The organism is Pseudonocardia xishanensis, assembly GCF_039541715.1.
Classification (GTDB): Bacteria; Actinomycetota; Actinomycetes; order Mycobacteriales; family Pseudonocardiaceae; genus Pseudonocardia; species Pseudonocardia xishanensis.
Map to the genome: position 1 here is coordinate 153979 of NZ_BAABGT010000029.1, position 20026 is coordinate 174004.

At 74.4% G+C, this 20026-nt stretch carries 21 protein-coding genes; 7 read left to right on the top strand and 14 right to left on the bottom strand.

All coding sequences use genetic code 11. The features are described 5' to 3' along the window. Positions 1-190 precede the first annotated feature (190 nt). Both ABD993_RS11610 and ABD993_RS11615 read left to right on the top strand, forming a co-directional pair. Positions 191-1432, top strand: coding sequence for a septum formation family protein (locus ABD993_RS11610; protein WP_345415819.1), 1242 nt, complete (start codon positions 191-193; stop codon positions 1430-1432). Then, the gene (locus ABD993_RS11615) at positions 1432-1770 is read left to right on the top strand and encodes a metallopeptidase family protein (RefSeq protein ID WP_345416123.1); all 339 of its coding nucleotides are present in this window, start codon (positions 1432-1434) and stop codon (positions 1768-1770) included. Before ABD993_RS11610 ends, ABD993_RS11615 begins: the two co-directional genes overlap by 1 nt. Here the strand turns inward: ABD993_RS11615 and ABD993_RS11620 are convergent. After that, positions 1767-2249 carry a carboxymuconolactone decarboxylase family protein gene (locus ABD993_RS11620; RefSeq protein ID WP_345415822.1) on the bottom strand — a complete coding sequence of 161 codons (483 nt, stop codon included), beginning with the start codon at positions 2247-2249 and terminating at the stop codon, positions 1767-1769. The genes ABD993_RS11615 and ABD993_RS11620 overlap by 4 nt on opposite strands. A 50-nt stretch (positions 2250-2299) precedes the next feature. On the opposite strand from ABD993_RS11620, the gene pdxR reads away from it, so the two are divergent. Continuing rightward, complete coding sequence (gene pdxR / locus ABD993_RS11625) at positions 2300-3667, top strand: MocR-like pyridoxine biosynthesis transcription factor PdxR (RefSeq protein WP_345415825.1); 1368 nt, start codon at positions 2300-2302, stop codon at positions 3665-3667. Between the two features lie 125 nt (positions 3668-3792). On the opposite strand, the gene ABD993_RS11630 is transcribed toward pdxR, so the two are convergent. Genes ABD993_RS11630 through ABD993_RS11640 form a run of 3 tightly spaced genes read right to left on the bottom strand, consistent with a single transcriptional unit; the run spans position 3793 to position 6322 of the window. Next, positions 3793-4479: a histidine phosphatase family protein gene (locus ABD993_RS11630; protein ID WP_345415829.1), complete on the bottom strand. Its 687-nt coding sequence runs from the start codon at positions 4477-4479 to the stop codon at positions 3793-3795. Next, complete coding sequence (pheA, locus tag ABD993_RS11635) at positions 4476-5423, bottom strand: prephenate dehydratase (RefSeq protein WP_345415831.1); 948 nt, start codon at positions 5421-5423, stop codon at positions 4476-4478. Before pheA ends, ABD993_RS11630 begins: the two co-directional genes overlap by 4 nt. After that, positions 5423-6322 (bottom strand): hypothetical protein, encoded by a 900-nt coding sequence (locus ABD993_RS11640; RefSeq protein ID WP_345415834.1) that lies wholly within the window; start codon positions 6320-6322, stop codon positions 5423-5425. Before ABD993_RS11640 ends, pheA begins: the two co-directional genes overlap by 1 nt. 104 nt (positions 6323-6426) lie before the next feature. On the opposite strand from ABD993_RS11640, the gene ABD993_RS11645 reads away from it, so the two are divergent. Beyond that, positions 6427-7242: a DUF2470 domain-containing protein gene (locus ABD993_RS11645; RefSeq protein WP_345415837.1), complete on the top strand. Its 816-nt coding sequence runs from the start codon at positions 6427-6429 to the stop codon at positions 7240-7242. A 12-nt stretch (positions 7243-7254) separates the two neighbouring features. On the opposite strand, the gene ABD993_RS11650 is transcribed toward ABD993_RS11645, so the two are convergent. Beyond that, entirely contained in the window at positions 7255-7608 is a 354-nt protein-coding gene (locus ABD993_RS11650) for a DUF3817 domain-containing protein (protein WP_345415840.1), read from the bottom strand. Between the two features lie 10 nt (positions 7609-7618). Further along, the gene (locus tag ABD993_RS11655) at positions 7619-8056 is read right to left on the bottom strand and encodes a hypothetical protein (RefSeq protein ID WP_345415843.1); all 438 of its coding nucleotides are present in this window, start codon (positions 8054-8056) and stop codon (positions 7619-7621) included. A gap of 25 nt (positions 8057-8081) precedes the next feature. On the opposite strand from ABD993_RS11655, the gene ABD993_RS11660 reads away from it, so the two are divergent. The 3 genes from ABD993_RS11660 to ABD993_RS11670 all read left to right on the top strand — a co-directional run bounded on the left by ABD993_RS11660 (position 8082) and on the right by ABD993_RS11670 (position 10517). Then, a complete protein-coding gene (locus ABD993_RS11660; protein WP_425568958.1) occupies positions 8082-8888 on the top strand; it encodes a CPBP family intramembrane glutamic endopeptidase in 807 nt (268 codons plus the stop codon). Positions 8889-8902: 14 nt separating this feature from the next. Continuing rightward, positions 8903-9445 carry a ferritin gene (locus tag ABD993_RS11665; RefSeq protein WP_345415846.1) on the top strand — a complete coding sequence of 181 codons (543 nt, stop codon included), beginning with the start codon at positions 8903-8905 and terminating at the stop codon, positions 9443-9445. Between the two features lie 118 nt (positions 9446-9563). Then, positions 9564-10517, top strand: a complete 954-nt coding sequence (locus ABD993_RS11670; protein WP_345415849.1) for an IS481 family transposase — start codon at positions 9564-9566, stop codon at positions 10515-10517. Positions 10518-10548: 31 nt separating this feature from the next. Here ABD993_RS11670 and ABD993_RS11675 read toward each other — a convergent pair whose 3' ends face one another. From ABD993_RS11675 to ABD993_RS11710, 8 genes are all read right to left on the bottom strand, one after another. Then, entirely contained in the window at positions 10549-11469 is a 921-nt protein-coding gene (locus tag ABD993_RS11675; protein WP_345415852.1) for a DUF5926 family protein, read from the bottom strand. 8 nt (positions 11470-11477) lie between these two features. Next, a complete protein-coding gene (locus ABD993_RS11680) occupies positions 11478-12377 on the bottom strand; it encodes a DUF4328 domain-containing protein (RefSeq protein WP_345415855.1) in 900 nt (299 codons plus the stop codon). After that, positions 12377-12700 carry a rhodanese-like domain-containing protein gene (locus ABD993_RS11685; RefSeq protein WP_345415858.1) on the bottom strand — a complete coding sequence of 108 codons (324 nt, stop codon included), beginning with the start codon at positions 12698-12700 and terminating at the stop codon, positions 12377-12379. Before ABD993_RS11685 ends, ABD993_RS11680 begins: the two co-directional genes overlap by 1 nt. A gap of 121 nt (positions 12701-12821) precedes the next feature. After that, positions 12822-14408 (bottom strand): solute symporter family protein, encoded by a 1587-nt coding sequence (locus tag ABD993_RS11690; protein WP_345415861.1) that lies wholly within the window; start codon positions 14406-14408, stop codon positions 12822-12824. After that, positions 14405-14731, bottom strand: coding sequence for a DUF485 domain-containing protein (locus tag ABD993_RS11695; protein ID WP_345415863.1), 327 nt, complete (start codon positions 14729-14731; stop codon positions 14405-14407). Before ABD993_RS11695 ends, ABD993_RS11690 begins: the two co-directional genes overlap by 4 nt. A gap of 85 nt (positions 14732-14816) precedes the next feature. Next, on the bottom strand, positions 14817-16601 hold the full coding sequence (locus tag ABD993_RS11700) for a sodium/solute symporter (RefSeq protein WP_345415866.1): 1785 nt from the start codon (positions 16599-16601) through the stop codon (positions 14817-14819). Next, positions 16598-18319 carry a sodium/solute symporter gene (locus ABD993_RS11705; RefSeq protein WP_345415869.1) on the bottom strand — a complete coding sequence of 574 codons (1722 nt, stop codon included), beginning with the start codon at positions 18317-18319 and terminating at the stop codon, positions 16598-16600. Before ABD993_RS11705 ends, ABD993_RS11700 begins: the two co-directional genes overlap by 4 nt. 5 nt (positions 18320-18324) lie before the next feature. After that, on the bottom strand, positions 18325-20010 hold the full coding sequence (locus ABD993_RS11710; RefSeq protein WP_345415872.1) for a hypothetical protein: 1686 nt from the start codon (positions 20008-20010) through the stop codon (positions 18325-18327). Between the last annotated feature and the right edge of the window lie 16 nt (positions 20011-20026).

The following is a 20026-nucleotide window of genomic DNA, read 5'->3' on the forward strand; positions in this document are numbered from 1 at the left end:
CTTCACCCCCGTGTGGAGCCGAACCTATCTCGACGGACACGAACGGCGGAACCGGGCCGATAACGGGTCCGCAACGAAGGACGGTCGACGGCGCGGGACCACCGCACGCAGCACGCCCACGACCGATGACCGCGCCACACCCCCACCGGTTCGGGGTCCCTCGGACGGGGCAGGCAAGATGGGCGCCGACATGGACGAGCTCCCCACCCCGTCCGGCGACCGCTCCCCCCGTGGTGTCGCCGTCGCGGAGAAACCGGTCCGCTCCCCACGGACGACCTCGCCGCCGCAGCCCTCCGGCCTGCGGCTGCCGGGTCGCCGTCAGGCGCGGCGGATCGTCGCGGCCGTACTCGTCGGCGCGGGCGTGATGCTGGGCGTCGCCACGCTGGACACGGTCGCGGGCGCCACGGTCCCGGTGCTCGGCACGATCGCCGCGCTGCCCTCGCCGCACGGCACCTCCGCGGACATCGAGGACATCCCGCCGCCCCCCACCACGCCGGGCACGTGCCTGAACTGGTCGCGGGCGGACGCGGCGGACACCGCCGTCGTCGACTGCGCGCAGCCGCACCTGTTCGAGCAGGCGGGCACCGTGCAGCTGGTGGACCAGCAGGTCCTGCCGGACGACCCGACCATGCGCAGGCTCGTCAACGAGCGGTGCTCGCCCGTGGTGCTGCAGTACCTGGGCGGCAAGTACGACCCGAACGGCCGGTTCCGTGTCGGGGCGCTGAAGCCGTCGCAGAAGAAGTGGGACGAGGGCGACCGCGAGCTGCGCTGCGGCGTGCAGAGCGCCTCGCGCTCCGGCGCGCTCTACCCGCTGACCGGCAAGGCCGCGGACCAGGACCAGTCCGGCGTGTACGAGCCGGGCACCTGCCTGGCGATCGACGAGCGCCGGGTCGGCGATCCCGTCGACTGCGCCGGACCGCACGCGGTCGAGGCCGTGGGCATCGTCGACCTGACCCAGAAGTTCCCCGACGCCTTCCCGGCCGTCGCGGACCAGGACGGGTTCCTGCAGCCCGAGTGCAGCCGGATCGCGGCGGACTACGCGGGCGGCGCCCAGGCCATCGCGGACAAGAAGCTCACCGTGTACTGGGACAACGTCACCGAGGACTCGTGGAACGCGGGCACCCGACGGGTGAACTGCAACCTGGCGGCGCTGCTGCCGGACCGCAGCGGGTTCGCCCCGGTGACCGGCCCGGCGAAGGGCTCGGTGTCGGTGAGCGACCAGGCCGCGCCGCCCGCCACCGCCACGCCCGCCCCGGGCGTCCCCGCCCCGCCGACGTCCTCGGTCGTGCCGACCACGGACCCGGCGGCCACCACCGCCCCGTCGGACACCACGGCGCCGCCGGTCGAGCAGACACCGGCCCCCGACCCAGGCGTGCCCGTGGTCCCTGCGCCGCCGGTGGTGCCCCGGATCCCGGTCCCGCCGGGCACGTGATCACCCCGCAGCGCTTCGAGGAACTCGTCTCGGACGCGCTGGACGAGATCCCGCCGCGGCTCACCGCCGCGATGGACAACGTCGTGGTGCTGGTGGAGGACCGCGACCCGGCGGACCCGTCGCTGCTGGGTCTGTACGAGGGCGTGGCGCTGACCGAGCGGACCAGCGACTACGGCGGCGTCCTGCCGGACCGGATCACGATCTACCGCGAGGCGATCCTCGACATCTGCGACACCGAGGAGCAGGTGGTGGAGGAGGTCGCGATCACCGTGGTGCACGAGATCGCCCACCACTTCGGCATCGACGAGGCCACCCTCCACGACCTCGGCTGGGGCTAGCGCCCGCTGTAGTGCCCCGGCACCATCCGTGTGGTCACGGCGAAGCGGTTCCAGGCGTTGATCGCGGTGATCGCCGCGACGAGCTGGGCCAGCTCGGTGTCGTCGAAGACCTCGGCGGCCTCGGACCAGACGTCGTCGGGGACGAACCCGTCGGTCATCACGGTGACGGCCTCGGTCAGCGCGAGGGCCGCGACCTCGCGCGCGGTGTAGAAGTGCCGCGACTCCTCCCACGCCGACAGCTGGACGATCCGGTCGACGCTCTCGCCCCGGGCCAGCGCGTCCTTCGAGTGCATGTCGAGGCAGAACGCGCAGTGGTTGAGCTGCGAGGCGCGGATCCTGACCAGCTCCAGCAGCGCGGGCTCGAGGCCGGCACCCGCGGCGGCCGAGAAGCGGGCCATGGCCTTGTAGACGTCCGGGGCGAGCTCGGCCAGGGCCAGCCGCGGGGTGTGCTCCTGCAGACGTGTCTCCGTCGTGGTCATGGCACCGACGCTAGGCGCACAGTGGCACCCGTGTGTGGTCCACTTCGAGCATGGTTTCGCGGGCCACTCTGGATCTCCACCTGGACCTGCGCCCCGGCGACCGCGGGGTCCGGTCGGCCCTGACGGCGGCGTTGCGGGACGCCGTCGACGACGGCCGGCTCGCGCCGGGAGCGCGGCTGCCGTCCTCCCGGTCACTGGCGGCGGACCTGGGGCTGGCCCGCAACACGGTGGCCGACGCCTACGCGGACCTGGTCGCCGAGGGCAGGCTCGCGGCCCGGCGGGGCTCGGGCACCATGGTCGCCGAGCGGGTCGGAGCGCCGGTCCCCCCGCAGGCCGCGAGCGAGCCGACTCCGTCGAACCCGCGGCACGACCTGCGCCCGGGCCGGCCGGACGTCGCGTCCTTCCCGCGGTCCGGCTGGCTCCGCTCGACCCGACGGGTGCTGGCCACCGCCCCGCACGCGGCGTTCGGCTACGGAACCCGGCGTGGCGCGCCGGAGCTGCGGGCGGCCCTGGTCGAGCACCTCGCCCGGGCCCGCGGGGTGCGGGCGGACGCGGGCCGGATCGTCGTCACGGCGGGGGCCGCGCACGGGCTGGAGCTGCTGGCCGACCTGCTCCGCGCCCGGGGCGGGCGGACCGTGGCGGTCGAGGCGCACTCGCTGCACCTGCACCGCGCGCTGCTGGAGCACCGCGGCCTGCGGACCGTGCCGATCCCCGTGGACGACGACGGGGCCCGCCCCGAGGACGTCGAGGCCGACGCCGTCCTGCTCACACCCGCCCACCAGTTCCCGACCGGGGTGGCGCTGACGCCGCGGCGGCGGGCCGCGCTGGTCGACCGGGCGCGGACCACCGGCCTGCTCGTGATCGAGGACGACTACGACGGCGAGTTCCGCTACGACCGCAGGCCCGTCGGCGTGCTGCAGGGCCTCGACCCCGAGCAGGTCTGCTACCTCGGGACCGCGAGCAAGGCGCTGGCTCCGGGCCTGCGGCTCGGATGGCTGGTGGCGCCTGCCGCGCTGCTCGACCCGCTCGCGGCCGTCGGGAACCCGGCGGGGCACCCGGTCGGCGCCCTGGACCAGCTGGTGCTGGCCGACCTCCTCGCGACGGGCGCCTACGACCGACACGTGCGGGAGCGTCGACTGGCGTACCGACGGCGCCGCGACGAGCTGGCCGCGGCACTCGCCCCGCGGGTGCGGGGGCTCGACGCCGGCCTGCACGCCCTCGTCGCGCTGCCGCCGGGCACCGAGGCGGAGACGCTGCGCGCCGCGGCATGGCACGGTGTGGCGGTCGAGGGCCTGGACGCGTTCCGCCACCCCGCCGCGGAACCGCGAGGGGATGCGCTGGTGGTCGGGTACGCCACTCCGTCACCCAGCGCCTGGCCCGCCGCGCTGGAGGCACTCCGCCGGGTCCTCGCCTGCTGACACGTGTGCGGCCCCAGCGTCACTGCTCGGGGCGTAGGCGCGGAGGAAGCGTCCACGCCGTCGCGCGCGATCCGCGTCGGACTCGCGGGGTGTCGGGCTCGCGTTGGCGGACTTCCGAGGGTGGGTCAGTGGGCCTCGGGGGCGGCGCCTGCGGTGACGTCGCCTTCGAGGGACGGGCCGGAGTCCCAGAGGTCCAGGGCCCAGCCGGTCTCGATCGAGCGGTCCCGGCGCAGCACCACCCGGCCCGTGTTGGGGACGTAGCGGGTCTCGGCGGTGTCCCCGATCAGGGCCGCGGCGGCCAGGCGGATCGCGGCGCCGTGGCTGACCAGCACCACGGCCCCACCCGGTCCGTGGGCGCGCTCGGCCTGGGCCACGATCCGCTCGACGGCCGGGAGGTAGCGGGCGCGGAGGTCCAGCGCCGACTCCCCGCCCGGCAGCGCGCGGGCCAGGTCGCCGCCCCACCAGGCGTCGTACACGTCGTCGAACTCGCGGCGGGCGGGCTTGTCCGAGCGGCCCTCCAGCTCGCCGACGAAGATCTCGTGCACGCCGTCGACGACGGTCACGGCGAGCCCGTGCATCTTGGCGACCGGCTCGGCGGTCTGCCGGGCCCGGATCGCGCGCGAGGCGTGCACCGCGCGGACCGGCCAGTCCGCGAGCAGCTCGGCGACCGCGACCGCCTGGCCGCGACCGATCTCGTTCAGCGGCGACCCCGGCGGGACGGTGTCGAGCGCCTTCGCGACGTTGGCGTCCGTCTGCCCGTGCCGCAGCAGGACCAGCCGCAGCTCGTCCTGCTCGGGCTCCTCCGGGGTCATGTGCGCGCTCCGTTCCGCAGTCCGGCCAACCAGTCCTCGGCGGCCCGGTAGGCCGCCGCGTCCGCCCCGTGCAGCGGGACGGCAGGCGCCCCCACCCCGCTCACCGGTTCCGCCGCCCCGGCCGTGCGGGGGAAGGAGCCGAGGAAGCGGACCCGGTCGCTGCGGCGGTGGAGCGCGGCCAGCGCCTCGCCCATCGCCGGGTCCGCGACGTGCCCGCTGCAGTCGAGGTGGAACCAGTAGTCCGAGGGCCGGTCCTTGATCGGACGGGACTCGATCCGGGTCAGGTCGATGCCGCGCACGGCGAGCTCGGTGAGCAGCCCGAGCAGCGAGCCCGGCCGGTTCTCGGTGGTCAACGCGAGCGTGGTCCGGTCCCGCCCGGTCGGTGCGGGCGGCGGTCCGGGCGGGGTGACCAGCACGAACCGGGTGACGGCGCCCGCGTTGTCCGCGATGTCGTCCGCGAGGACCTCGAGCCCGTGCTGCTCGGCGGCGAGCGGCGAGCAGGCCGCGGCGTCCATCTCCCCGCGGGCGACCTGGGCGGCGGCCTCGGAGGTCGACGTCGAGACGACCATCTCGGCCTGCGGCAGGTGCGCGGAGATCCAGCCGCGGGTCTGCGCGATCCCGTGCCCGTGCGACGCGACGGTCCGGATGTCGGCCTGCGCCGTACCCGCCCGCCCCACCAGCACGAACCGCACGGCGACCACCGCCTCGCGCACGATCACCAGCGGCGGGTCGGCCACCAGCCCGTCGAGCACCGGCGGCACGGCCCCCTCGACGCTGTTCTCGATCGGGACGCAGCCCGCATCCACCTCGCCGGCCCGGACGGCCGCGAGCACGGCCGGGTTGCCCGGCAGCGGCACGAGCTCCGCGGACGCCGACTCGGGCATCGACAGCAGGGCCTGCTCGGTGAACGTGGCGTGCGGACCCAGGAAACCGATCCGCTCCATCACAACAGGCCGAGCGTCGCGAACTCGTTGACCGACATCGGGTCGGGGTCCAGCCCGCAGCAGGTGAAGAGGCCCCGGACGCCGTCCACCGTGCGGTCCGACAGCGCCTCGACGTCCGCGACGAGCCTGCGTGCATCGGTCTCGTGCAGCGCGTCCGCCACGGTGCCCTCGCCGCCCGCCACCATCCGGGAGACGGCGACGAGCAGGTTCAGCACGCCGTGGCGCCCGCGGTCCCCGGCGGTCTCCGGCGACGGCCGGACGGCCTCGCGCAGTCCGATCGCGGTGAACCCGCGCCCGGCACCCACGGTGACCTCGAGGAAGCGCTCGACCTGCTCGACCGTCGGGACGTCCGACGGGCGCTGGCCCCCGCACCGCAGCTTCGGCGTGCAGCCGTGCTCGGCGACCTTGGTCACCGCGTCCAGCCAGGCCTCGACGCCCTCGGCGCCCGCGTCCAGCGGGCGCCGCGGCTCGACGACCGCGGTGACCTCCTCCGGCACGAACTCCGAGACCCGCTCCAGCCAGACGGCGTCCACGTCCGGCGGCGCGGCGGTCTCGACCGTGCGCGGGGTGAGCAGGCTCGACCGGGAGAAGACGGTGGACAGCGCCTTGGGCACCGCGCCGAGCCCGGTGTCCACGACCAGCGCCAGGTCGACCGGACGGGTGGGCGCCGAGCGGGCCAGCTCCGTGACCAGCTGCGGCAGCCGCGAGACGGGACAGACCAGGTGGCCGAGCATCGCCCCGTAGCCACCGTCTCGGGCGGAGAGGTAGCGGGCCACCACCGCGTCGATGCTCGGGGCGGTCAGCCGCGGCTGGACGAGGCTCGCGTCGTCCACCAGGCCTGCGAGCAGGGGACGGATCGGCCACGGATCTGCGGAGGATCCCGAGGGCACGGTCGTCACGGTGGAGACGCTAACCCGCCGTTCACACGCGAAAGGCGCCGGGGTCTCTGGACAGGCCGCCTTAGTGCGAGCTAACTTAGGTTCACCTAACCAGGAGGTGCCCAGTGGGACAGACCCGGCTCCGGCGTCCGCCGGCCCCGTCCGACGCGGAACGCGCACGCAGCGTGGCCACCCGCGGCGGGGAGGCGGCACTCGTCGGGACCGGTGCGCCCGAGCCCGTCGTGCCCCTGGTGCACCACCTGCACGCGGACGGGTCGGCCGTCCTCCTGCTGCCGGACGACTCCCCCGTGCTGACCGCGATCCGCGAGTCCGAGCGCGGCGAGCTGCCGGTCATGCTGGAGGTCTCCGACCGCGCCCCGGTGGCACTGCGCGAGCCGATCCGGGCGCTGCTGTGGATCAGCGGCTGGCTGCGCGTCCCGGACCCCGGGAGCGCCAAGCGGGCCGCCCTGCAGGTCGCCGACGCCGCCCCGCACCCCGCCCTGCTCGACCTCGGCCACGGCGCCACGCTCGTCAAGCTCTCACCGAGCTCGGCCGTCCTGGCGGACGCCGAGGGCACCGCCGCGCTCGCGCCCGTCGACCTGGCCGCCGCACGGCCCGACCCGTTCTGCCGCATCGAGGACCACTGGCTCTCGCACCTCGAGGACAGCCACCCCGAGGTGTTCGACGCCCTCGCCCGGCACCTGCCCGCCGCGCTGCGCCAGACCCTCGGCGCACGCGTGCGGCCGCTGGGCGTGGACCGCTTCGGCCTGCGGCTTCGGGTCGAGACCGCCGAGGGCGACCACGACGTACGGCTGGCCTGGCAGGCGGAGGCCGCCACGGCGGACGAGCTGCGGGTCCAGCTGGGCCTGCTGGTCGGCTGCCCGTTCCGGCAGGTCGCCGAGGCGGGCTCCGAGTCCGGGGTCACCGACGCCGTCGACTGACCCCGCGCCCCGTCATTCCGCGAGCGCGGCCTCGCGCTCCTGCACCAGCCGGGTGACCTTCCGCTCGGCCACGAAGGACGCGATCGGGATCGTGCCCGCCAGCAGCACGAGCAGCGCGAACACCGGGGTGAACCGGGCGCGCTCGGCCAGGACCAGCGTGGCCACGATGTAGGCCATGTAGAGGAAGCCGTGCAGCATGCCGATCACGGCGACCGGCCCCGGGGTGTCCCAGAAGTACTTCAGCGGCATCGCGACGAAGACCAGCAGGATCAGCCCGACGCCGGTGATCCAGGCGAGAGCACGGTAGAGCGGCAGCCGGAACCCGGCGGGTCGCGGGGCGGCCGAGGACCTGGAGGGGCTGCTCACGGGGGAAATTCTACCGCTTGTCGACGTCGTCCCGGGCGGCCAGGGCGGCCAGCATCCGGTTGTACTCGCTCAAGGCCGGGGCCTCGGCGTCGGTGACCGGCGGCGGGGCGGGCACGGGGGCGCGGGTGAAGGGGTTGTCCCAGGGCGCGAGATCGTCGGTCGAGTCCTCGGTCGGCTCCGCGGCGGGGGCCGCAGGCTCGGCGGCCGAGGCGATCTCCCGCAGCTCCCGGTGCTCCCTCAGGTCCATCCGCAGGAACCGCCACCACATGTAGGCGAAGAACACCGCGAAGATCGGCCACTGGATGCCGTAGCCCACGTTGAGCGCCGAGCCCAGCGCGGAGCCGGCGCGGCCCCACTGCCAGATCGCCGCCAGGACGCACGTCGACACGGCGAGGATCGCCAGCAGGTGCCAGACGATCCACTTCGGGGACAGGACCACGCGCCACACGCCGTCCAGGGTACGTTCTCCGGCCGTGCGACTCCCCTCCTGGCTCGCGGCGCCGCCGTCCGGGGTCGGGGACGTCTCCGAGGTCCGCGATCCCGCCGCGCGGCGGCTGATCGTGCTCGAGATCGCCGTGATGCTCACCGTCACGATCGGGCTCTCCGCGCTGCGCAGCGCCCTGTCGCTGGTGGACTCGCTGCTCTCCCCCGTCCCGCTGGCCGAGCAGCAGGTGGCGCTCAACGCCCCCGCCGCGCAGGCCGGACTCGTCGACCTGGCCCTGCAGCTGGTCCGCGTCCTGCAGCTCGCGGGCTGGGGCGCGCTCGGGGCGTACCTGCTGCTGCGCGCCGGGTTCCCCCTGGTCAAGGTGGGTCTGGACGGGAGCCGCAGACTGCGCGACCTTCGCGACTCGGTCGGCCTGGCCGCGCTGATCGGCCTCCCCGGTCTGGGCCTCTACCTGATCGCCAGGGCGATCGGCGTCAGCCTCGAGGTCGCCCCCACCACGCTCGACGACGTCTGGTGGCGCACCCCGGTCCTCGTCCTGTCGGCCTGCGCGAACGCCTGGGCCGAGGAGCTCGTGATGATCGGGTACCTGCTCACGCGGCTGCGGCAGCTGGGCTGGTCCGCGGACCGCGCGGTGGCCGCTTCGGCCGTGCTGCGCGGGTGCTACCACCTCTACCAGGGGCTCGGCGGGTTCGTCGGGAACATCGTGATGGGCCTGGTGTTCGGCAGGGTCTGGCAGCGGACGGGGCGGCTCTGGCCGCTGGTCGGCGCGCACGCGCTGATCGACGTCGTCGCGTTCGTGGGGTACGCCCTGCTCCCGGCCGGACTGCGGCCCTGAGCAGGGGCCGTACCATGGTCGGAGTGTCGGACTCCAAGTTCCTCGCCCTACTCCGCGACCAGATCCGCAGCGAGTACACCGCCTCGCAGCAGTACACGGCCGTCGCGGTGTGGCTGGACGACCAGGACCTCCCCCAGCTGGCCGCGCACTTCTACGCGCAGGCGCTGGAGGAGCGGAACCACGCGATGAGCATGGTCCAGTACCTGCTGGACACGGACGTCAAGCCGGTCATCCCGGGGATCGACGACGTGGTGAACGAGTTCGAGACCGTCGAGGACGTCGTGCGGCTCGCGCTGCGCCAGGAGAAGGCCGTCACCGAGCAGATCACGGCCCTCGCCCGCACCGCGCGGGACGAGGGCGACTACCTCGGCGAGCAGTTCATGCAGTGGTTCCTCAAGGAGCAGGTCGAGGAGGTCGCCTCGATGTCCACGCTGCTCACGGTGGTGCACCGGGCGGGCGACAACCTCTTCCACATCGAGGACTTCGTCAACCGCGAGCTCACGAGGACCGCCGCGGCGGACCCGGCCGCCCCGCCGGTGGCCGGGGGCCGCATCTAGCTGTGGTGACCCGGGACGTTGTTGACGGCGTCTCAGGCGTGTCGGGTTGATCTGAGGGAGGACCTCCGGGCGAAGTGGGTGTGTCTGACGCACTCACCGCGAACACCGGAGGTCCTCGGTGGCACACCGTAATGCCCGCACCACTGTCTACGCCCGCCGCCTGATCGTGCGACGCTGGCAGGCCGGTTGGCCCGCCGCGCGGATCGCCGAGCAGCTCGGGGTCTCCCGGGCCACGGTCCACAAGTGGATCCGCCGCTACCGGGCCGAGGGATGGGCCGGGCTGGCCGACCGATCCTCACGCCCGCACCACAGCCCCACCCGCACCGCCGTCGAGGTCGAGGACCGGGTCCTGGCCCTGCGCGCCGCGGCCCGGCGGGGTCCGGTGTTCCTGGCCCGCGAACTCGGCCTGGTCGCCTCCACCGTCGGGCGGATCCTGCGCCGCCGCCAGGTGATGCCGCTACGGGCGCTCGACCCGATCACCGGTATCCCGGTCCGTCGACAGCACTCCGGGCGCCGCTATGAACACCCTCGCCCCGGCGACCTGGTCCACATCGACGTCAAGAAGCTCGGACGGGTCCCCGACACGGCGGTGGCCGGCGCCTGCACGGGCGCAGCGAAGAGGTCCGCAGCCGGGGCATCGGCTACGAACTTCCTCCACGTCGCCGTCGACGACCACTCCCGGCTGGCCTACGTCGAAGCACTGCCCGACGAACGCGACCTGACCAGTGCCGGGTTCCTGCGCCGCGCCACCGCCTGGTTCGCCGGCCACGGGGTGAGCGTCGAACGGGTCCTCACCGACAACGCCAAGGTCTACCGGATCGGCCGGAACTGGGCCCAGACCTGTGTCGAGCTCGGGATCCGACGGCGGTTCACCCGGCCGCGCTGCCCGTGGACGAACGGGAAGGCGGAGCGGCTCAACCGGACCCTGCAAGACGAGTTCGCCTACGCCCAGCCCTGGCTGTCCAACACCGACCGCCTCGCCGCGCTCGACAGCTGGGTCCACGCCTACAACACTCGACGAGCCCACTCCGCCCTCGGTGGCCACCCACCCATCACCCGACTCGCCAGCTAAGCCGAGTCAACAACCTGATGGGTCACCACATCTAGCGGAGGGTGACCTGCTTGCCCGCCAGGGCGTCCCTCGCGGAACGCTCGGCGGTGCTCAGGTCCCCGGTCCGGGCGAGGGCCTGGTCGAGGCGCGTCGCGAAGGCCTGGGCGGGGGCCGCCCACTCCTTGGCGTGCATCTCCCGGTCCAGGTCCCACACCGGGACGAGCAGGCCGTGCGCGCGGAAGGCGCCCGCGTACCGGGTGCCCTCGCCGAGCTCCAGCTCACCGGCCGCGTGCAGCCGGGCCAGCGCCGCCATCAGCGCGTCCTCGGACTCGGGGCGGACCCAGCGCAGGTGCGCCTTGCTGCCGGTGTCCACCCAGTAGGCGGCGCGGACCCCGTCCACGGCCTCGGTCGGCATGATCACCGAGTTGGCCCGCTCGAGGGTCGCGGTGACCTCCGCGGAGTCCTCCGCGTCCTCCGGGATCCACCAGCCGAAGTCCTGGTGCAGCGTGAGGTCCAGCGGGGCCGCCGCGTCCAGCACGTCCTGCAGCCGGGTCACCTCGCCCGCCAGCCCCGGCCCGACGACCGGCAGCGCCGATCCGGGCTCGGCCGTCTGCGCCCAGCGCAGCGCCTTGGCCAGGTCGGCGGACAGGTCGCCCGAGCGGGTCTGCACCTGCATGCCGAGCAGGATCGAGCCGTCCTGGCGGACCATCGCCGCCGACGCCCCGGGCAGCACCGTCGCGACGGTGACCGGCACCTCCAGCGGCGCGGCCAGCGGCAGCGGGGCCAGCGCCGACGGCAGGAACTCGCGCATCGCGACGAGGTCCGGCTCGGCCGCGAGGCCCGCGAACGGGCGCGTGACGATCACGTCGTCCCCCGCGCCGTGGCAGGCCTTGTAGCGCTTCCCGGAGCCACAGGGACAGGGCCGGCGCGGGTTCTCGCCCGCGGGCTTCTCGCGATTCTTCTTGGCAGCCATGAGGCCACCTACGGTAGCGCCACCAGGATCTCCCGCCGCACCGCCCGGGTCGGCTCGACGAGCGCCTCCAGGTACCGCACGACCCGCACCGTGAGCACGGCGGTGACCGCGCAGACCAGGTCCAGCAGCGCGTGCAGCAGCACCCCGTCCGCCAGCGCCTGCACACCGCCGCGGAAGGACCAGGCGAACACCAGGACGCCGAGGACCACCGACAGGCCCCACGCGATCCACCACACCAGCAGCAGCCGACCCGGCCGCGGCCGCTCGCCGGGCACCCGGTCCAGGCCGAGGTGCTCGACCTCCGCCAGCACCCCGCCCGGCACCGCCAGGTTCAGCCCGGGAACCACCCACCCCAGGACGACGGCCCGGGCCGAGCGGGCGGGCACCGTGTCCGACCGCAGGGCCGCGGCCTCGCGGATCCGCAGCGTCCACAGGATCATCAGCACCCCGCAGCCCGCCGCCCCGGCCAGCGAAGCCCAGCCGCCGAAGGCGACCGCGGCGTCGGAGAAGGACACCAGCCCACCGGGCAGCGCGTCCTCCCGGCTGAGCACGAGCAGGACGTAGCGCAGCGTCTCCGCCAGGAACCCGACGAACGCCACCGCCGCCAGCACCCACAGCAACGGCAGGAGCACCTGGGCGAGCGCGCGGGCCCGCTCGAGCGACGACGGCGAGTCGTCCGACTCGACGGGCCACGGTCCGACCGGGAAGCCCCAACGGGGGATCTCGCGGTACCGGGGCGGGCCCAGGTACCGGAACCGCGGCCGGACGGGCAGCGGCGGGCGCGGGTCCGGCGGCGGCTCGGCGACCCAGGCCAGCGGGGCCAGGTAGCGCCCGCAGTAGGGGCAGAACGGACCGGCCCCCGCGGGCGCGAACCGCCCGCACCGCGAGCACTGCGGGGACCCGGACATCAGATGATCTCGGGCGTCCGGTCCGGGTCGGCGACGATCTCGCGGCCGGTCGCGGCCCAGGCCTGCATGCCGCCGTCGACGTTCACCGCGGGGTAGCCCTGCTGGGTCAGGAAGGCGACGACCCGCGCCGACCGCCCGCCGGAGCGGCAGACCACGTAGAGCGGGTCGTCCGCGGGGATCTCGGAGATGCGCTCGGTGAGCTGGGACATCGGCACGTGCCGCGAGCTCGGCGCGCGGCCCGCGGCCCATTCGTCCGCCTCGCGGACGTCCAGCATCGGGGCGGAGGCGGGCAGGTCGGCGACGGACACAGACGGAACGGTCACGGTGCCATCCTGCCATTGCTCCCCGTCAACGCCCCGTGAACGCACGAACGGCACTCTTGTGCGTACCTACCGCACAAGAGTGCCGTTCGTGCCCAAAGTCGAGCGCAGAGGAAGGGGGGCCCTAGTGCGCCACGGTCGCCTTCTCGGCGCCCGCGCCCGTCAGGGAGCGGACCTCCATCTCGGCGTACTTCTCCGCGTTGAACGGCTCGCGACGGCCCACGTAGGTGCCGACCACGCCCAGCAGGAACGACACCGGGATGGAGACGATGCCGGGGTTGGACAGCGGGAAGAACGCGAAGTCCGCGCTCGGGATCATCGCCGTCTTCGACCCGGACACCGCGGGCGAGAACACGATCAGCAGCAGGCAGACCGCCAGCCCGCCGTAGATGCTCCACAGCGCGCCCGCGGTGTTGAACCGCTTCCAGAACAGCGAGTACAGGATCGTCGGCAGGTTCGCCGACGCCGCCACCGCGAAGGCCAGCGCCACCAGGAACGCCACGTTCTGTCCGTTGGCCAGGATCCCGCCGCCGATCGCGACGACGCCGATGACCAGCGCCGTCGTCCGGGCGACCCGGACCTCGCCGCCCGGGGTGGCTTTGCCCCGCTTGAGGACGTTCGCGTAGACGTCGTGCGCGAAGGACGCCGACGCCGTGATCGTCAGCCCCGCGACGACGGCGAGGATGGTGGCGAACGCGATCGCCGAGATCAGCCCGAGCAGGACCTCCCCGCCGAGCTCGAAGGCCAGCAGCGGCGCCGCCGAGTTGGCCCCGCCGGGGGCCGCGGCGATCGCCTCCGGCCCGACGAGCGCGGCCGCGCCGTAGCCCAGGACCAGCGTGAACAGGTAGAAGACCCCGATCAGCCAGATCGCCCAGACCACGGACTTGCGGGCCTCCTTGGCCGTCGGGACCGTGTAGAAGCGCATCAGGATGTGCGGCAGGCCCGCGGTGCCGAGCACCAGCGCCAGGCCCAGCGAGATGAAGTCGACCTTGTTCGCGTACTGCAGGCCGGGGGCCAGCAGGGCCTCCCCCTTCGGCGACGCCGCCACCGCCGAGCCCAGCAGCGCCGAGAAGTTCAGCCCGTACTTGCCGAGCACCCAGAACGTCATCACGAAGGCGCCCGCGATCAGCAGCGCCGCCTTGATGATCTGCACGTAGGTGGTGCCCTTCATGCCGCCGACCAGCACGTACACCACCATCACGAGGCCGACGACGCCGATCACGACCGACTGCCCGAGCCGGTTCGAGTTCGGGATCTGCAGCAGCAGCGCGATCAGCCCGCCCGCGCCCGCCATCTGCGCGATCAGGTAGAAGAACGAGACGACCAGCGTCGAGGTGGCCGCGGCGGCGCGGACCGGGCGCTGCTTCATCCGGAAGCTCAGGACGTCGCCCATGGTGAACTTGCCGGTGTTGCGCAGCAGCTCGGCGACCAGCAGCAACGCCACCAGCCAGGCCACGAGGAAGCCGATCGAGTAGAGGAAGCCGTCGTAGCCGTTGACCGCGATGGCCCCGGCGATGCCCAGGAAGCTCGCGGCCGAGAGGTAGTCCCCGGAGATCGCGATGCCGTTCTGCGAGCCGGTGAAGGAGCGGCCTGCGGCGTAGTAGTCCGAGGCCGTGCGGTTGCTGCGGCTCGCCCGGTACACCACGACCAGCGTGGCCAGCACGAAGGCGGCGAAGATTCCGATGTTCAGTCCGACGTTCCCGACGTTCATGCGGGCCCCTCCACGCCGTGGCGGATCCGCTCCGCCGCCGGGTCGATCTCCCGGTTGGCGAAGCGGACGTAGACGGTCGTGATCACGAAGGTGGACACGAACTGCAGCAGCCCGATCACCAGTCCGATGTTCACGTTGCCCGCCACCTTGGTCGCCATGAACTCCGGCGCGTAGGAGGCCAGCAGGACGTAGACCAGGTACCAGACCAGGAACACGGCGCTCATCGGGAACACGAAGCGGCGCAGCCTGTGGCGCAGCTGCGCGAACTCCGGACTCGCCTGTGCCTGCTGGTAGACGGTATGGCGCTCACCGAGCGTGCTCAACGGGGGCTCCTCTCCAGTGGCCCCGCGCCCCCTGACAGCGCCGGGCCCACGAAAGGGGAACGACTCCGGTTCCGCCGGGAAACGGTCAGCTCGGACGGTCGACGGGCTCGTCGTCCCGCTCGACCCGGTCCCGGAACAGCCCCAGCCGCTCGGGGGCGTGCAGCCGCAGCAGCAGCGCGTCGGTGTTCGCGGGGCGGGTCCGCCTGGTCACCAGGCTGACGACGATCATCGTCAGGAATGCCGCGGGCACGCTGACGATCGCGGGCCTGGCCAGCAGCACCCCGACGACGCCGTCCGGGGCGACGCCCGCGAGGCTCGCCGACACCGCCCCGACGGACAGCGCGCCGCCTGCCACCATCCCCCAGATCGCGCCCTTCGCGGTGAGCCCCCGCCACCAGACGCCCAGCACCAGCAGCGGGCAGAAGGTCGACGCGGCCACCGCGAACGCCAGCGCGACGGTCTCGGCGAAGTCCAGCTGCGTGACGAACGTGGCCAGCGCGACCGGCACGATCCCGGCCAGCACGGTGGCACTCTTCAACGCCCTGACCCGCATGTCCGCGACCGCGCGCCCGGGCAGGATGTCCGAGGAGAGCACGCCCGCCAGGCTGACCAGCAGCCCCGAGGACGTCGCCAGGAACGCCGCCCACGCCCCGGCGGCCACGATCCCGCCCAGCACCGCGCCCGCCGCCCCGCTGCCGAGCACGGCGGTGGGCAGCAGCAGCACCGCCGCGTCCGTCTGGCCGGAGACCAGCAGCTGGGGGGTGTAGAAGCGCGACAGCGCGCCGAGGAGCGTGACCAGCAGGTAGAACACGCCCAGCAGGGCCAGCACGACGACGGCGCTGCGGCGCGCCGCCCGCCCGTCCGGGTTCGAGTAGAAGCGGCCCAGCACGTGCGGCAGGCCCATCGTGCCCAGCAGCGTGGCCAGCAGCAGCGAGTAGGTGGCGAGCAGCTGGTGGTCGCCGTCTCCGGCCATCGGGGTGAGCCAGCGGTCGTCCAGGGCGGGCCTGCCGACCGGGACGGGGACGTCCGCGCCCGCCTCGAAGACCAGTTCGCCGCCCGTCGCCACGCGGTGGACGCTGCCCGCCGGCCAGGTCTGCGCGGTGCCGGGGGCGACCGGGACGCCGTCCACGACCGCGCCCGCCGGTCCGACCGTGACGGCCGTGTCCGTGCGGCCCGTCAGCTCGACGTCCGTGCCGACGTCCACGGTCGTCCGGTCGGCGAACTGCGGCGGGGCGGGCCGGTCGAAGGTGTGTCCGCTGCCGAAGAAGAAGATCACCGCGACGATCGCGGGCAGGGCCAGCGCGGTGAGCTTGAGCCAGTACTGGAAGGCCTGCACGATCGTGACCGAGCGCATCCCGCCGAAGGCCACGGTGGCGATCACGATCACCCCGGCCGCCAGCGAGCCGATCCACGGGTCCAGCCCGGTCACGACCGCCACGGTCAGCCCGGCACCCTGCAGCTGCGGGAGCAGGTAGAACCAGCCGATGACCAGCACGAACACGCTGCACAGCAGGCGCAGTCCGCGCGAGCGCAGCCGCAGCTCGGCGAAGTCCGGGACGGTGTAGGCCCCGGAGCGGCGCAGCGGAGCGGCGATGAACAGCAGCAGGGAGAGGTACCCGGCGGTGTAGCCGACGGGGTACCAGAGGGCGTCCACGCCGTCTCGCAGGACGAGGCCCGCCACCCCGAGGAAGGACGCGGCGGAGAGGTACTCCCCGGAGATCGCGCCACCGTTGGTCAGCGGCCCGACGCTCCGGGACGCGACCAGGAAGTCCGAGGTCCGACGGGCGCGGTGGCCGACCGCGCCGATCACGGTGGAGGCCACCGCGACCAGCAGGATGGCGGTCACCGCGGCGACGGCGGTGGTGCTCACGACCCGTCCAACCGGTCCCGCGACAGGCCCAGTCGCTCCGGGGCGTGGAGCTGGAGCAGGGTGCGGTCGACGTCCAGCGGGACCTCGGCCCGGGTGACCCGGCTGACCAGCACCATCGTGAGGAACGCGGCGGGCACCGCCACGGCGGCGGGCCGCAGCAGCAGCACCCCGAGTGACCCCTCCGGCACCTGCCCGACCAGGGTGAACCCGACACCCACGCAGGACAGCACCGCGCCCACGAGCAGCCCCGCCGACGCACCGGCGGGGGTCAGCCCGCGCCACCACACGCCGAGCACGAGCAACGGGCAGAAGGTCGCGGCGGCCACCGCGAACACCAGCGGGACGGTGAGCGCGAGGTCGAGACGGGTGACGGCCAGCGCCGGGGCGATCGGCACGACCGCGGACACCAGCGCGGCCAGCCGGAAGTCTCGCAGCCGTCCTCTCAACACGTCGGTGAACAGTACGCCGGCGAGGCTCACCACGAGCCCCGACGACGTCGAGAGGAACGCCGCGGCCGCTCCGGCGGAGACGAGGCCGCCGAGCAGCCAGCCCGCCCACCCGTCGCCCAGGACCGCGGTCGGGACGAGCAGGACGGCGCCGTCCGTGCGGCCGTCGACCAGCAGCTCCGGGGTGAACGCCCGGCTCAGCAGCCCGAGCAGGGCCACCAGCACGAACACCGCGCCGATCATCGCCAGGACGACGACGGTGGTCCGGCGGGCTGCCCGCCCGTCCGGGTTGGTGTAGAAGCGGACCAGCACGTGCGGCAGGCCCATGGTGCCCGCGATGCCGGCGACCAGGATCGAGTAGATCTCCAACAGCTGCGCACCGCCGGTGTGCGGCTCCAGCCACTCCCGGTCGGTGGGCGGGCTGCCCGCGGGGACGGGCACGCCGCTGCCCGCCTCGAAGCGCAGCTCGGCCCCGGCCTCGACCTCGTGGACGCCGGGTGCCCAGGTCAGCGGGCCGTCGACGATTCGCCCGTCGACGGTGCCCCGGGCGGTGAGCGCGGTGTCGGCGGCGACCTCGAGCCGCACGGGGGTCTCGACGGAGATCGTCGTGGCCTCGGCGAACGTCGGGGCGGACGGTCGGTCGAGCTCCCGGTCCGAGCCCAGGAACAGGGCCCCGGCGATCAGCGCGGGGACGGTCAGCGCGGTGAGCTTGAGCCAGTACTGGAAGGCCTGCACGAAGGTGATCGACCGCATGCCGCCCGCGACGACGGACAACACCACCAGCACACCCGCGCCCACGATCCCGACCCAGCTCGGCAGCCGGGTGAGCGTGGTCAGCGCCAGGCCCGCGCCCTGCAGCTGCGGGAGCAGGTAGAGCCAGCCGATCAGCAACACCAGCGCCGTGCAGAGCCTGCGCAGCCGCGGCGAGTGCAGCCGGGCCTCGGCGAAGTCCGGGATCGTGTAGGCGCCCGAGCGCCGCAGCGGCGCCGCGACCAGCACCAACAGCGCCAGGTACCCCGCACAGAAGGCGATCGGGTACCAGAGGGCGTCCGCCCCCTCGCGCAGCACGATCCCGGCCACCCCGAGGAAGGTCGCCGCGGACAGGTACTCGCCGGAGATGGCCGCGGCGTTGGGCACCGCACCGACGGTGCGGGAGGCGACCAGGAAGTCCGACGTGCTGCGGGCCACCCGCACCCCGAGCGACCCGATGACGACCGACGCGAGGCCGACGAGGGCGATCGCGACCAGCGCGATGAGGGCGGGTGTCGACACCGGGGTCAGTCTTGGACGTGGTCGGCGAAGTTCTGCTCGACCTTCTCCGCCGCCTTGGTGTGCCACCAGCCCAGGCCGAGCAGGAACGGGTAGACCAGCACGCCGAGCAGCAGCCACGGCAGCCGCAGGCCCAGCACCTCCATCCGGCCGACCTCCGGGTAGAAGGCGAACAGCATCGGCATCAGGCCCAGGACCAGCAGCGCCACCACACCGACGCGCAACGCCACCGCGAGCTGGCCGCGGATGAGGTTGGCCCGCAGCAGCTCGCCGACGGCCGTGCCCTCCTGCACGTCCACCACGGTGCGGACGGTCCGCGCCACGCCCTTGCGCTCGGACAGCACGACCCGGACCCGGCGGGGCGCCTCGGTGCTCTCCTCGGCGTCCAGGATGCGGTCGAACCGGGCCCCGACCGGCCTGCCCAGCTCGGGCTGGTCGACCGGTGCCTCGGTCGTGGGCGCGACGGTCGGCGCGGGCGCGGCCGCCGTGCGGGCGGAGAGCGGGAGCCGGGTCGCGGGATCGTCCTGGACGGGGGCCAGCACGCCGATGTCCGTGCGCTCGGGATCGTCCGCCCCGGGCCCGCCCTCCGGCGCGTGCTCCGGCCAGGACGACGGGCCGGGCACGCCGGTGGGGGTGGTCGGGACGACCGTGCTGTCCGCGTCCGGTCCGCGCAGGGGGCCGCCGAGGGTGTCCGGGGCGGGGGCGCGCCTGCCCGCGCGCTCCATCGGGCCGCCGAGCTGCCGCATCCCGCCGGGTCCCGGCTGCGGGCCCCCGTCGCGCGAGCCGACGTACGCCTCGGGCGCGGGCAGGCGCAGCGGCACGCTCGCAGGCCCCAGTACCCGCTCGAACGGGGCCGGGTCGCCGTCGTCGACGACGGTCGCGTCGTCCTCGTCCTCGTCGTAGTCGTCGTAGTCGTCGTCGTAGTCGTCGTAGTCCAGGTAGTCCTGGGGCGGCCCGGACTCGGGGTGGGTGGCGGCGGGGTCGACGTCCGGCACCGCGGGGGTGCCGGCGAGGGGTCCGGCGGCCGGGGCGTCGGGGCCGTACGGCCGGGGGCGCGCCGGGCCCTCCTGGGGGGCGAAGTCCTGGTAGGTGGGCGCGCCCAGCGTCTGGACCCGGGCCTGCGCGAGATCGACCTGCGGGGCGGGACCGCTGTAGGGCGGGGCCTGCGCCTGGTGCTGGGACTGGACCGGGCTCTGCGGCTGGACCGGGCTCTGCAGCTGGACCGGGCTCTGTGGCTGGACCGGGCTCTGGGCGTGGACCGGCGCCTCGACGGGGGGCTGGGCCCGGCCCGGGCTCTGCGCCTGGACGGGGGACCATCCCGGGCCGGGACCCTGCGCGGCGCCGGGCGGAACCCCCGGGCCGGACGGGACGGCCGGGGGAACGGACGGGGTGAGGCCGGGCCGCGGCGGGCCGGGGGGCTGTGCCGACCGGGGGCCGCCCGACCGCAGCCGGGCGGTGAGGGCGTCCACGCCGAACTGCTCGGTGTCCGCCTCGTCCCGCGCGTGTCTGCCCCGAGGGTTGCGGGCGCGGTCCTCCATCCGCCGCCGCATCTCCTCCTGCAGCCACAGCGGACCCGAGTCCTCGTTCCCGGGCGCGCGACGCCGCCGCGGGCCGCCGGGGGGATCCGTGCGGTCCGCGTCTCCGGGGTCGCCCGGGTCGGCCGAGGGAGGGGAACCGTCGAGCGAGGTGCTCACCGCACCTGCTCCGGGC

Excerpts from the sequence above, each read along its gene's own strand:
- ABD993_RS11620 (WP_345415822.1), bottom strand. The coding sequence starts at position 2,249 with ATGACCACGACGGAGACACGTCTGCAGGAGCACACCCCGCGGCTGGCC.
- ABD993_RS11630 (WP_345415829.1), bottom strand. The coding sequence starts at position 4,479 with ATGACCCCGGAGGAGCCCGAGCAGGACGAGCTGCGGCTGGTCCTGCTG.
- pheA (WP_345415831.1), bottom strand. The coding sequence starts at position 5,423 with ATGGAGCGGATCGGTTTCCTGGGTCCGCACGCCACGTTCACCGAGCAG.
- ABD993_RS11675 (WP_345415852.1), bottom strand. The coding sequence starts at position 11,469 with ATGGCTGCCAAGAAGAATCGCGAGAAGCCCGCGGGCGAGAACCCGCGC.
- ABD993_RS11680 (WP_345415855.1), bottom strand. The coding sequence starts at position 12,377 with ATGTCCGGGTCCCCGCAGTGCTCGCGGTGCGGGCGGTTCGCGCCCGCG.
- pdxR (WP_345415825.1), top strand. The coding sequence starts at position 2,300 with ATGGTTTCGCGGGCCACTCTGGATCTCCACCTGGACCTGCGCCCCGGC.
- ABD993_RS11665 (WP_345415846.1), top strand. The coding sequence starts at position 8,903 with ATGGTCGGAGTGTCGGACTCCAAGTTCCTCGCCCTACTCCGCGACCAG.
- ABD993_RS11690 (WP_345415861.1), bottom strand. The coding sequence starts at position 14,408 with ATGAACGTCGGGAACGTCGGACTGAACATCGGAATCTTCGCCGCCTTC.
- ABD993_RS11610 (WP_345415819.1), top strand. The coding sequence starts at position 191 with ATGGACGAGCTCCCCACCCCGTCCGGCGACCGCTCCCCCCGTGGTGTC.